The organism is Mesorhizobium sp. ES1-6 (genome assembly GCF_020164775.1).
GTDB lineage: Bacteria > Pseudomonadota > Alphaproteobacteria > Rhizobiales > Rhizobiaceae > Mesorhizobium.
Genome location: NZ_JAIUGU010000003.1, coordinates 96,848 through 110,626, shown reverse-complemented (window position 1 = coordinate 110,626; position 13,779 = coordinate 96,848). Strand labels below are relative to the sequence as shown.

At 64.5% G+C, this 13,779-nt stretch carries 1 protein-coding gene; it reads right to left on the bottom strand.

Going from position 1 to position 13,779, the window contains the following annotated elements; all coding sequences use genetic code 11:
* Positions 1-150 precede the first annotated feature (150 nt).
* On the bottom strand, positions 151-13,539 hold the full coding sequence (locus LB564_RS09230) for a hypothetical protein (RefSeq protein WP_224536942.1): 13,389 nt from the start codon (positions 13,537-13,539) through the stop codon (positions 151-153).
* Positions 13,540-13,779: the final 240 nt, after the last annotated feature.

Here is a 13,779-nt window from a genome sequence, read left to right as displayed (position 1 = left end):
CTCGCGACTCCCCGGAAATCGATACTTAAGTTTGTCGGCAAATTGCAATTATGTACCGCATTCTTATTGAACAACTGATCTCATTACTTTGCAAGACGATATTTTTAGCTAAAGCTTGAAAGCGCTGGCTTTCCGCGATGGTCCACCGGTTCAAGGCAGAGGATTGGTCGTCGGCAGCGGCGCTGCGCCTGCCGAGAACGTCACCGACCCGGACGCGGCGGAGATGTTGAACTTTGTCGGGTCGGTCGAGTTGTTGGCATTGTCGAGTTCGGTTGCAGTGTTGCCGGCTGTTGGCGCGTCCTGCGTCACCTTGAAGATGCCATACGCTTTTCTAAGGCGCACAAACTGCCCGTTGCCGGCCGCGCCGGAAATATTGGCGAAGGAATTGCCCTGAACGTTGGCCCAAATGGTCGGGAACGGTCCGGCGCCCGGCGGATTGGCGATATCGGTAACCTGATTGTCCGAGATGATAATCGCACGGTCGCCGTTGATGTGGCGGATGATGTTGTTGGTAACCGTGACATCCGTCTCGCCGCCTCCCGTGGCTAGGCCACCAAGGCCAACATTGACGTTGATGCCGGGAGCAGTTGCTATCTGATAAATCTGATTGCCGTCGATTAGGTACTTAGCGTTGATGGCACCTTCATTGGAGATGCCTATACCGTAGCCGACAAGCGACCCCGAATTGGTGACCGCGTCGTCGCCGATAATGTTGTTCTTGATGGTGCCGTTGACCGTCCGGGTGAAAGGCGCATTGCCATTGTTGAACTGGTTGATGGCCGTCGAGCGCTGGCCGATGAAGGTGTTGTTCTCGATATCGAAAGTCAGCGACGTCGCTACGGGATCGGTGGAGACGTTGATGCCCGCATTGTTGTTGGTGAAAGTTGCTCCGGACACGTTGACCGTCATATTGGTGCCGCCGGAGTTGGCGAACAGGCCGAATGCGGTAATCGTCGACGGCGGAGAGGCCGCGTTCCAATTGCCGGTGAAGCTGCCGCCCGTGACGGTGATCCCCATCGTCGACGATCCCGTGCCAAGGAAGTTGACCAGGTTGCCGTGCGGCGAGGAGGCATTGCCGTTGATCGGCAGGCCGTTGCTGGAGATCGTGTTGTTGTTGAACACGAGGTTCGTCAAAGTGCCCGACGAGTTGGAGATCTGAATCTCGAACTCGTTGTTGTTGCTGATCACCGAATTGCTGATCGACGTCGCATGCGCGCCGTTCGAGGCGGTTCCGGTCAGCTGCGTGATGTTGATGCCGGACTCGTCCGTCGCCGCATCGCTGCCGTTGCCGGAGATGTTTAGCCGGTTCAGCACGAAGCCGTTGATGCCCGAGCCGCCGATGCCATCGCCCAGATTGTTGGTAAGATTCATATAGGCGAGATGGACATCCTGGGTGTTGGTGAGGCTGATGCCGTCGCCTGTCGAATTCTGGATGGTGCCGCCGGAGCCGTTGTTGGCGCCGCCGCCATCGCCCGTCACCGTCAGTCCGCCAGCGGTGCCCGTATTGTTGAGGACGATGCCGTTGGCGGCGCCGTTTGACGAAATGCTGCGGAAGGTCAGGCCTGCTGCGCCGATTGTCGTGCCGGTCACATTGAGCGCTGTCGCGGTACCCGAACTGATGATGCTGCCGGTGCCGTTGGCGCTGATCGTGCCGCCGCCCGTCGCGCTGAAGCCGGCGACATTGCTGCCGGTCAGCGTCAGCGTGTTGGTGAAATTGATGATCGCGCCGGTGTTGTTGCTGAGCGCTATGCCACCGCTCGAGCTCGTCGCCGAAATGGCTCCGCTGAAGGTGGTCGTGCCGCCGGTATGAGACGATACGCTGACGACGTTGCCGGCGCTTGTCTTGGCGATGGTGCCGCCGTAGCTGATCGTCGCATTACCGCCGCTGACATCGAACGCGTTGCCTGAGGCGCCGCTCAGCGCGCCGGTCCCGAGGCTCACCGTGCCGGTGACGTTGGTCAGCGAAACGTTGTTGGCGCTGCCGCCCGAACTGGTGGAGGTGAAATTGATGCCGGCTGCGATGCCGTTGAGGTTGACCGCCTGGGCGGCAGTCGCACTGATCGAGCCGGTGGTGACATTGACCGTGCCGCCATTGGTCGCGGTGAAGGCGGTGTTGCCGCCGCCGGTCGTGATCACGAGGTTGGCGAAGTCGACGGTCGAGGCCGTGCCGCCATTGTCGATCGATACAGGCGTGCCGCCGTTGGCGGTGAGATTGACCGCGCCGGTGAAGCTGACCGTGTTCGCCGCCGTCGCGCCGGAGATGGCGATGCCGCTGCCCCCGGTGCTCGTGCCAATCGTGCCGGCAAAGCCGAAGCTGCCGCCGGTGCGGTTGTTGATGCGGACAGCGGTTCCGGCGAGGCTGGAAATCGAGCTGGTGCTGTCGAAGCTGAACACCGCATTGCCGCCGGTGACGGACAGGCCCCCGCCGCTCGAGATGTCGATATTGGTGCCGGTGACCGTTCCCGAGGCAGCACCAAACTTGATGCCGATCCCGGCCGCCCCCGTCGAGAGCAGCGAGAGATTGGTCAGCGTCGTCGTGCCGGTGGCTCCGGTGCCGAAGTCGATATCGGCGGCGCTGACGTTCCTGATCGTCATGTTGCTGATCGTGGCATTCGCCGTGCCGGAGCCGCTGATGCCGATCGCTGCATTGGCGACGCCGAGGCCGTCGTTACCATCGATGGTAAAGCCGTCGATGATGTTGTTGCCGGTGAGGCCCAGCTTGATGATGCTGCTGCCGTCCGTGCTTGTCAGCGTCGCCGCGCCGCCACCGGTCTGATCGGTAATCGAGACGTTGTTGCTGGCCAGCTGGATCGCCGACGGCACCGTCAGCGCCAGGTTGATGTTGCCATTGCCGAAGCCGCGCACCTGTTCGCCGGCCTGCAGCAACAGGGAGTTGTCGCCTCCCGCCGCCGTGATGACGCCATTGTTGACGAGAACGATGATGTCGTTTGGCCCGGCCTGGAATTCCGCCCCGGTCAACGTCGTCAGGTTGTTCTGGTCCTTGCCGCTGAGATCGCCGGTCGCGCTGGCGCCGACGTAGTAGATCTTGCCGAGGCCGAAGCCGAGGCCGGGGCTTCCCTGGAAGTTCACGTCCTGGAAATTGTAGCTGCCCAGTGTCGGCGTGCTCGATGCGTCTATGCCGACATTGGCGCTGATGGTCGAGTTCTTGTCCGTCGCGGACTCGCCATCGCCATAAATGAAGGCAAGATTTGTCGTGCTGTTCAGGAACACGCCGGTGTTGACGCCGGCGATGCTGGAACTGGCGCCGCCGTTCGCAACGGTGTCGCCGAGCCGCACCGTCTGGCCGCCCGTGGCTCCGCGCAGGTCGACGCCGATCGAGTTGCCGGCGCCGGCCGCGGCATTGGTGACGTCGAAATCATTGGCCGTGATGGCCGCGTTGATGGCCGCGCCGCTGAGGTCGAAGGCGGTCGCGGTGGAGCTGTTGAGGCCGATGGCGAGAGAGTTGAAGGAAAGGGCAGCACCCAGCGTGCCGGAAACATCGACGCCGAGCGAGGTGATGCCTTGCAGGTTGACCGTGCCGAGCACGATGGCGCCGCCGCCGGACGATGCGACATTGGCCACCGAAATGCCGGTCACGGCATTGGTGGTCGAAACGGTGGAGAAATTCACGCCACCGGTGCCGGCCGTGACGCCCGTGAGGGTCAGCGCGGTGCCGGTGCCGGTCGAAATCGTGTTGCCGGCGCCGGTGACGCTGACGGTTCCGCCAGTCGTGGCGCTGAAGCCGGCGCCGGAGGTGGTGGTGATCGCCAGCCCGCCGCCGCTGAAATTGGTGGTGGCACCGGTGCTGGTCGCCAGGTTCACCGCCGCATTGGCGCCGGTGGTGAGCGTGTTGTTGGCACCGCTGAAATTGAACGTGCCGCCGCTGTTGCCCGTGACGGAGATGCCATTGTCGAACCCGCCGGTGGCGCTGACTTTGCCCGACAATGTGACTGTGCCGCCGGTGACGCCCGAGATGTCGACGATCTTGCCGGCACTGGTCTTGGTGACCGAGGCCGCGATGTTCAAGGTGGCGGCACCGTTCGAGACCTCGACGCCGATGCCCGTCGGATCGTTGGTCGCGCCGATCGAGCCCCCATTGATGTTGACAGTGCCCGATGTGTTCAGCAGGCGCACGCCGGACGCGCCAGTATTGTTTATCGTCACCGTGCCGAAAGTCACCGTGCCGGTCACGCCACCGTTGATGTCGATGCCGTTTAAGGTGGCGCCACTGACGACGGCGCTGTCGAAATTGACAGTCGAGGAGGTGCTGTTCTGGACCGTGATCGCGTTGTTGGAGGACCCGGCGATGGAGACATCGCCGCCGTTGAATGCACCGCCCGAGACTCCGGATATCTGCACCCCGGGACCGCCGCTGACAGTGCCCGTCGCCGTCAGCGTGTCGAACGTCACACCACCGGCTCCGATGGTCGCGGTCTGCATCGACACGATGCGGCCGGTTGCCGTCGTCACCGTGTTTGTCGCGCCCGTGACGGTCACGGCGGCGCCAGTGGTGACGAAGAAACCGTCGCCGGACGTGGTGTCCAGGGTCAGGCCGCCGGTGAAGCTGGTCGTGCCGCCGGTCTGCGACAGGCCGGCGCCGCTCGTCGTGTCGATATTGGCAAGGCCGGTGACCGTGAGCGTTCCTGACGCCCAGCCGATGCCGCCGCCCGTCGAGCTAGTGTTGTCCACCGTCACCGTGTTGAAGGTGAAGGTGCCGGCGTTGGTGTTGATGGCGCTGATGCCGGCGCCCGACGTGCCCGAGATGCTGGTGGCGTCGGTGACGGTGAAGGCGCCCGCCACGCCGTCGAAGATGATGCCACTCGCGCCGCCCGTGGCGGTGACGCTGTCGAGCGTCATGCCGACCGTCAGCGGGTCGAGATTGAGGGCGGTGCCGTTTGTGGTGTCGACCGAACCGCCGCTGCTGTTGAGCGTGAAGATGGTGGCTGGCGGGCCCTTGGTATCGACGAGCAGGCCGGTGCCGCTGTCATTGGCGATGTTCAGCGTGCCATAGTCGAGCTCGCCCGACACCTGGGTCAGCGAAATGCCGTTGCCATTGACGCGGGCCGCGGCGGTGCCGATGGTCGAGTTGCCGCCGTTGACCGGATTGATGGCGCCGCCGGGCGTCGCGTCGAACGTCGCGGTGTTGATGGCGATGCCGGACCCCGACCCGGCGCCACCTTCGATGGTCAGGCCGTCGAAGCGGGTGATCGTGGTCGTGCCGCCCGTACCGTCGATCGACAGGGCCGCCGCGCCCGTACCGGATTTCAAGGTCAGGTTGGACAGTGCCAGATTGGTCACTGTGTTCGACGTGATCGACACGGCGGGTACGCCGATGCCGCCGCGAACCGTGCTGTTGAGCAGGGTCAAGCCGGCTATGTTGGTGCCGATGATGCCGGTGCCGCCGCCGCCATTGCCGATCACCACGCCGCTGATGCCGTTGGTGCCGGTGAGCGTTACCGTCGCCCCGGCAGCCATCGTCGTCAGCGTCACCGCGCCGTTGCCGGTGGGATCGGTCACCGTCGTGCCGCCGGCGGTGATGGTGGTGAATTGGAAGGCACTCGGCGCGCCGCCGGCGGTGAAGCCGAGCGTTGCCAGATCGACGGTGCCGCCGTCGCGGAAGCCGACCAGGGCCTGGCCATCGGCCAGGGTGAGCGTGGTGCCGCCTGTTATGGTGCCGCCATTGTTGACCAGCACGATGACTTGTGCCGACGAGGCAATCGCGCCGGCGATCGTGCCTGGATGGGCGCGCGTGCCGTCGTCGGTGCCGTCAACGGTGTTGTCGACATAGTAATAGGAGATCGAGCTGGAAAGGTTCGACGTGTCGCCGGAGAAGGTGACGTCGTTGAAATTGTAGTCGCCATTGGTCGGCAAACTATCGGTGGCGTGAATGACCTGACCGCCAGTGGTGGCGATCGTCGATTCGGCCGGATCCTGGCCGTCGCCGAACACCAGCTTGGCGTTGGTGGCGCTGGAGAACTGGACGCCATAGCCGACATTGCTGATAGTCGACGTCTGGCCTGCCGGGTTGTTGTTGACGAGGTCGCCGAGCTGGATCGTGCCGGTGCCGGTCGTGCCGGCCATGTCGATGCCAATCGTGCCGGCGAAGCTGCCGCCATCGACGTCGAAATCGCCTGCCGTGATGGTGCTGGCGCCGAGCGCGGCGCCGTTGAGATCGAGGCCGATCGCGTTGTCGGCAGCAAGCCCGACATTGATGCTGGTGAATTCGAGCGTCGAGCCGAGCGTGCCGGAGATCTGGACGCCGGCGCCGGTGATGCCTTGCAGGTTGACCACGCCGAGATCGAGAGCGCCGCCGCTGACATTGTTGAGCGAAATGCCAGTGGCCGCGCCGGTGGCCGAGATCGAATCGAACTTGATGCCATCCACGCCAACCGTCGCGCCTGTCGCCCCCGCCACGATCGCTGTCGCGTCGCCCAGCTTCAGCGCGGTGCCTGTGCCGGTGGTGATGGTGTTGCCGTCGCCGGTGACGCTGACCGTGCCCGGACCGAAAGTGCTGGCGGTGAAGCCGGCGCCGCTGGTGGTGGTGATGACGAGGCCGCCATTGGTGAAGTTAAGCGTGCCTTGGGTCTGCGGATCCGGCACGTACGCTGGTGCCTTGTAGATGGCATCGTTGGCGCCGGTGTCGAATATCTTCGACGTGCCCGAGAAGGTGACCGTGCCGTTGGCCGAGCCGCCGATAGAAACACCTGTGCCGCCGCTGTGATCGATGGTGCTGGAAATATCGTATATGCCGTCGGCATGGCCAAAGAAGTCGAAGGCCGTCGATGCCGTGGTCGAAACGACCGAACCGCTCATGGTCAAATGGGTCCAGTCGCCGCTGGCTTGCAGCACCGAGCCCGTATCGACCTTGATCGAACCGTTGTAGTTCAGCGTCGCATTGATAAGGTCGTTGCCGCCGGAGAGGCTGATGGCCGCAACAGTGGTGCTTGTCGTCGCCCCGATGCTGGCAACGCCGCCATTGCCGCCGACATTGACGGTCCCGGTCTGCAGGACGGCCAGCGCAAGGCCGACCTGGCTGCCATCGATGGTCAGGGTGGACCCGGCGACATTGGCGATGTTTATGGTGCCGACCTGGCCGCTGATCTCGAACCCTTCGTAGCTGGTGTCGAGATCGGTCGTGCCGGTGAAATTGACCACGCCGGTGCCGAACAGGCCGGACAGCGAGGCGCCGATGTACCCGGTATCGATCAGGCCGCCGATGTTGACATCGCCCGCGAGGGTCATGCCTGACAGGAACACGCCAGCACCGCCACCGTTGGCGCTTGTGGATACCGCCGAGATGCTGTCGAAGGTGACACCGCCGGCGCCGACATCGGCGCCGTTCACCAGCAGACCGTCGCCACCGGAATTGATCTTGTTGCCGCTGCCGGTGACGGTAAAGGTCGAGGAGCCGAGGTCGCCAATGGCTATGAAGCCCGCGCCTGTCGTCGTCGTTATGTCGAGGCCGCCATTGGTGAAGTTGACGGCCGAGTTCGTGTTGGGAGTCGGCGTGCCCAGCGGCCAACCGCCGGGGAGGCCCAGATTGACACCGTCGGCCGCGCCCGAGCTGATTTGCTTGGTCGTGCCCGAGAAGGTGATGGTGGTGGAATCGTTGCCGGCAACGAAAATGTTGCCGCCGGCGGCCGCATTGTTGTCGGTCAAATTGCCCGACAGGGTCACCGAGCCGGCAGTCATGCTCTGGATCGAGACCGCGGCGCCCGTGCCGTTGGTGGCAATCGTGCCACTGTAGGACATGGCTGCGGTGCCGCCGCTCCCGGCGGTGGTCGAGCCGACATCGAAGGACGTGTCCGAACCGGTGTTGGTCAGCGTACCGGTGCCGAAATCAGCCGTGCCGCCGAGATTCTGCAGGTCGATGCCGTTGCCGGCGCCGAACGTGGCACTGGTCGACGTGAAATGAATGTCGGCCGTGACGCCGTCGAGCGCCGCCGCTTGCGCGTTCGTGGCATTGATCGTTCCGGCGTCGACCTTGATCGTGCCGCCGCCAGTGGCGGTGAAGGCCGTCGACCCGTTGGTGGTGATGTCCACGTCGGCGAAGGTGATCGCGGCACCGGTGTTGTTGGTCAGCGACACGCCATTGCCGTCGACCGTCACATGGTCGGTGAAATCGACCGTGCCGCCGGTGCGGTTGGCGATCGTGATGCCGCCGCCGGTCAGCGTGCCGGCCGGCCCGCTGTTGGGCAGGGTACCGCGCGTGACCGTGATGTCGCCGTTGCCGCCATTGGCATCGAGCAGCGTGCCGGCGACGTTGATGTTGTTGTTGGTGATTGAGACATTGCCGATAGTGCCGGTAGCCCCGTCGACCTTGAACGCTGTCTGGCCGACGGCGACATTGCTGACCGTAACGCCGTTGATGACGATGCCGCCAGTGTTGTCGAAGGTTGCCACGCTCGAGTCGATGGTGAAGACCGAGCCGCTGCCGCCGCTGAAATCGAAAGCGGTATCCTTCACCTGATTGCCGCCGAGCAGATGCAGCGTATCGCTGCCCGTGCTCATGACAACGCCCTCATTGCCGGTGACGGTCGCGCCCGTGGCGCCGAGATTGCCCTGGACATTCACCGGCTGGATAGTGCCGGACGTCACGATGGAGGAACCGTTGCCGAAGCCGACGATCGACTGCCCCGCATCGAGCGTGAACGGCGTGCCGCTGAGGTCGACGGTGCCGACAAAGGCAAAGCTCAATGTGCCGGTCATCGCATCGGCCTCGGCAGCCGTGACCGTGGCCACATTGGCGCTGAGCCCGTCCGTGCCGGCGTTGATGACGCCGCCCGTCTGCGAGACCATGATGACACCGCCTGCAGCCAAGGCAAGATTGGCACTGCCGGTGAAGAACACGTCGTTGAAATTATAATTGCCGAGCGCCGGATCGAGCCCGACCGTGTTGACGGTGTAGCCGCCCGCCGCCGCAGTGATGGAGGATTGCAGCCCATTGGCGGAGGTGCCGTCGCCGAAGGTGAAATTGGCGTTGGCCGAAGTCGCGGTCGAGTGATCCGATGCCAGTTCGACGCCGACGCCGGCGTTGCTGATGCTGGAGCCGGCCAGGAAGGTGATGGTCTTGTTGCCCGTCGTCGACGACAGGTCGATGCCGCGCGAGGTGAGGTCACCGTTGCCGGTGATCGTGGTCACGCCGAAATCAGCCGTGGTCGATGAACCGCTGAAGTCGATGCCCGCCTGGTTGGCGCCCGCTCCCATCGTCACCGTCGTGGTGCCGAAGCTGACATCGGCGTTGGTGCCGCTGAAATTGATGCCGGCGGTGCTGCCGGCCGAGCCCAGCGTCACATTGGTCGTGCCGAAGGTCACCGATCCGGAATTGCCAGAGATGTCGATGCCGTTGCCGCCGGCGGTGGTCACGGTGACGGCGCCGAAAGTGGCGCTGCCGGCGACGTTGGAGACCGATACGCCATTGCCGGTCGCGTTGGTGATCGACAAAGGCGCCGTTGCGTTGAAGGTCGCGGCCGCGCCGAGGCCCGCGATGACCGCGCCACCGCCGCCGCTGGCGGTCAGCGCCGAGCCGGTGAAGCTGATCGCGCCGCCCGTCGGCGCGGTGGTCGAGCCGATGGCGAAGAGGTTGCCTGTACCGGTCGAGGTGACGTTGCCCGAGAAGGTTACCGAGCCGCCGGTGATGCCGTCGACCTTGACCGCGGTGCCGGGCGCGGTCGCCGAACTGGAGATGGCGGCCGAGACGGTGATCGCCGCGCTGCCGCCGGAGACCACGACGCCATCGCCGGTGCCGGAATTGGTGATGGTGCCGCCAATGCCGATCGTGCCGGTGTTGTTGGTCAGGCTGACATCGGCGCCGGAGACGCTGGTGGTGACGAGATTGCTGACATTGACCGTCGCGGCGCTGTTTTGCACCACGAAACCGGGGCCCGGTCCGCCGACGGTGGCGATCGTCGTTGTTCCGTTGAAAGAATAGATGCCGCTGGCGACATTGGTCAGGCGGATGGCGTCGCCATTGGCGCGGCTGATGTCGACACCGCCGAAGGTGACGTTGCCGCCGCTGGTGTTCTCGATGACGATGCCGGCCGGCACCGAGCCGCCGGAACCGTCGACGGTGACGCTGGCGAACGTCACGCCCGCCGCGCCGATCGTCAGGCCGCCGGCGCCGCCAAGATGAATGCCGTTTTCCGTCACGCCGGCGCCGGTGTTGACCGTATTGCCGGAGCCGGTCACCGTCAGCGTGCCGCCATTGACGGCGCTGAAGGCGTAGCCGCCGTCGGTGGTCAGGTCGAGGCCGCCGGTGAAATTGATCGTGCCGCCGGTGTTGCCGGTCAGGTCGATGGCATTGGCCGCGCCCGTGCTGGCGGTGATCTTGCCGCCGAAGGTCGCGCTGCCGCCGGTCATGTTGCTGATCTTGACCGCGCTTGCCGCACTGGTCTGATTGATGGTGCCGTTGTAGGTGACGTTGGGCGTGGAATTGGTGATGGAGAAGGCATTGCCGCCTGTGCCGGCGATGGAACTGCCAGCCCCGAAGGTCAAGGTTCCGCTCGAGCCACCGACGACACCAACGCCTATGCCGCCGCCGGTGATGTCGAGGTCGTCGAAAGTGGCGGTGCCGTCGAAATTGTTGGCGAACAACCCGACATTGGTGGCGTTGGCGATGGTCGTGTTGCCGGTGAAATTGACGGTTGCGCTCGAATCGGCAAGCGCGATGCCGGTTTGGCTCACATTCTGGATGTCGAGATCGTCGACCGTCACGGCGCCGGTCACGCTATCGAGAACGAGGCCGAGCGCGACATTGCTGACCGACACGCCCTGGACCGTCAGGCCGGCGATGCCCGCCCCACTGATCGCCGCGCCGCTGCCGCCCGAAATATTGAAGTCGAGCAACGAGTTGCCGTTGCCCAGCGTGACGACGTCGCCGGCGCCGGAATTGGTCAGCGTCGCGGCGCCCGTGCCCGGATCGGAAACCACGACATCGTGCTGGATGTTGTCGCCGGTGACATTGATCGGCACGCCGCCTAGTGAGAAGGAACGGCCATTGCCGAAGGACGCCAGTGTCTGGTCATCGCTGAGCGAGAAGCCGCCCGAGGTGTCGATCGGCGTGTTGCCGGCGTCGTTGACCAGCACGAAGATCGCATTGGCGTCGGTGATGCCGTCGGCGGTGCCGACCGACGCCAGGTTACCAAGCGAGGAACCGTCGCCGGCGCCCGAGGCCGTCGCGCCGACGAAGATGACATTCTGCACGTCGAACAGCTGCGGGCCGCTGAACGTCGTGGAGCCGAAGGCATAGAGGCCGAGTGTCTGGTTGAGCCCGCGCGCGTCGAGCGAGGCGGTGACGCCGGCGATCGAGCCGCCGCCAAAGGTGAACTGGGCATTGGCCGAGTGGGCCAGCGAGCCGGCAACGCCCAGGCGCACGCCGGTGTCGACGCCCGAAATGGTTCCACCATTGGTGATGATGATCGAGGCACCGCCTGTCGTGTCGGAGAGGTCGATGCCGATCGAGCCGGCGCCTGATCCGCTGATGTTGGCCGACAGGGCCGTGAAGGTCGTCTGGCTGCCCGAGAAGTCGAGGCCGGTGTGGCCGAGACCGAGCCCGGAGACGACGATGTTGCCAGCCACCACCGCCGCGTTGACGCCGCTGAACGACATGCCGTCGGCGCCGGGATTGGTGATGTTGATGTCGCCGAAGCGGATCGTTGCCGGCGAATCGGAAATGGCGATCGCCGGTCCGGTCGTGTTCGAGATCGTCGTGGCGCCGTTGACCGTAAAGCTGCCCGAAACATGGTCGAGCACCACGCCCGACGTGCCGCCGGTCTGGGAGATCGAATCCAGCACCACATGCGCGGTGATCGGGTCGATGTAGACGCCGATGCCGCCATTGCCGGAGATATTGCCGCCGGTGGTGGTGAAGCTGCCGCCGCTCGACGTGCCCTGCACGGTGATGCCGCGGTCGGTATTGTTCAGCGCATTGACCGTGGCGAAGGTGTAGGTGCCCTGGCCGGTGATATCGAGGCCGTCGTCGAGATTGCCCGACAGCAACGTCGTGCCGGTGAAATTATAGGTGCCGTTGTCCTCGATATGCAGGCCGTCGAGACCGTTATTCGTGGACGTGAAATCGGACGCCTTGACGTTGGTCGAATTGCCGGTGAACTCGGCGCCGTTGCCGCCGGCACCCGTCACCGTGACCTTGGTCAACGTCGTGCCGGTGACGTTGTTGCCGAAGATGCCGTCGGCGCCGCCGGTGATGGTGATGCCGTTCAGCGTGTTGCCATTGCCGAGTGTGATGACGTTGTTGGCGACGTTGGTGCCCTGAATGGTGCCGTCGCTGCCGCCGAGGTTGAAGGTGGTGGTGCCACCGTTGAGAAGCTTCGCCGTGACGCTCGCACCACCGCCGATGACGGTCTGGCCCGTGGCCAGCGTCACGCCATTGGTCGTCAAATTGCCGTTGCCGCCAAGCGCCACCACATAGCCGCCGCTGCCGGCCTTGGTAACGGCGTCGTCAAGCGTCGTCGGATCGGCCAACGTGCCCGCACCGGCCAGGCCGCCATCTGCGAAGTAGAATTTGCCGAACGCCGCATTGGTGGCGGCGTTGATGGCGACGCGGGTGGTCGAGCCGCCGGTCAGTTCCTGGCTCTGGATGCGGACGCCGATATCGCCGCGCACCCGCTCGTTGACGCGCTTGCGCAGGCCTTCGCTGACCGGATAGACCGGATCCGCCCCGATGGCCGCGGTATTGTCCGAGCCGCCGCCGGGATTGAACGGGATGTTCAGCCGCACGCTGCCGGCGAACTGGGTGTCGTCGCGATTGTCGTTGCGCACCTCGCCGGTGAAGGTCAGCGACGTTCCGGTGCCGAAGACATCGCCGATCTCATATTCGATGCCGGCCTTGGCGCCGGTGACGCTGCCGTCATCGCCGTGCGGATCCTCGAAATGGTAGCCGCCAATGTCCAGCCGCAGCGAATGCTTGTCGGGCAGGTTGATCGGCACCTTGGCGCCGACCTCGCCCTCGATGCCCCAGGCCGCGTAATCGCGATGGTCGAGCACCGAGATCTGCTCGATCAGCTGGTTGGAGACCATCGACAGGGTCGAAGAGGCGGAGTGGTCGGTCGAGTCGCCCTTGATCGGGATAAAGACGTTCACATGCGCGTCGAAATTCGGCGTGATCGCCTCGACGCCCAGCGTGCCGCCGGTGAACTGGGTACCGCCGTAGCTCTCGGCATTGAAATAGGCGTAGCCTCCGAGCATCAGGTCCGGGTTGACGATGCGGCGGATGCCGAGGCCGATATCCTGGCCGAAGGCATCCCTGAAATCGTGTTTGGCCCGGACATCCAGGAACAGCACCGATTCGGCGGTCTGCTTGATCGGGATGAAGCCCTCGAGCGCGGCGTTGCCGCCATTGTTGTCGGCGCCGACGATGGCGCGTATCTGCGGCTGCCAGAGCCCGGCGTCGTCGCCATGGGCGGCCGCGCCCGAAAGCGCCAGCGCCAGCGACGTCAGCGCCGTCGTCTTCCACAGATGCCTTGCAATGCTCGAACGGCGATAGCCGGCGCGCACGTGGAAACCCTCCCCACGCGCCGCCATCCCACCAACTTGCCGAGACTTCTCGGTAGTTCCCATCCCTGGCGAGTCCTTCCGGGACTTGCACGTCCCACGTGTAGGAATTTTTACGCAGATTCTATTGTATAGCGAGCGCTTATTGTCTGGAATTCAGTTGTTGCCCGCTAAAGTTCTTATGTGTGGCATGACGGTCACAGTAATTTTGCCGACTGTCTCGCCCGAGCTCGCCTTTCACAACAGTTCCCGGTGTAGTATCAAGCTCTT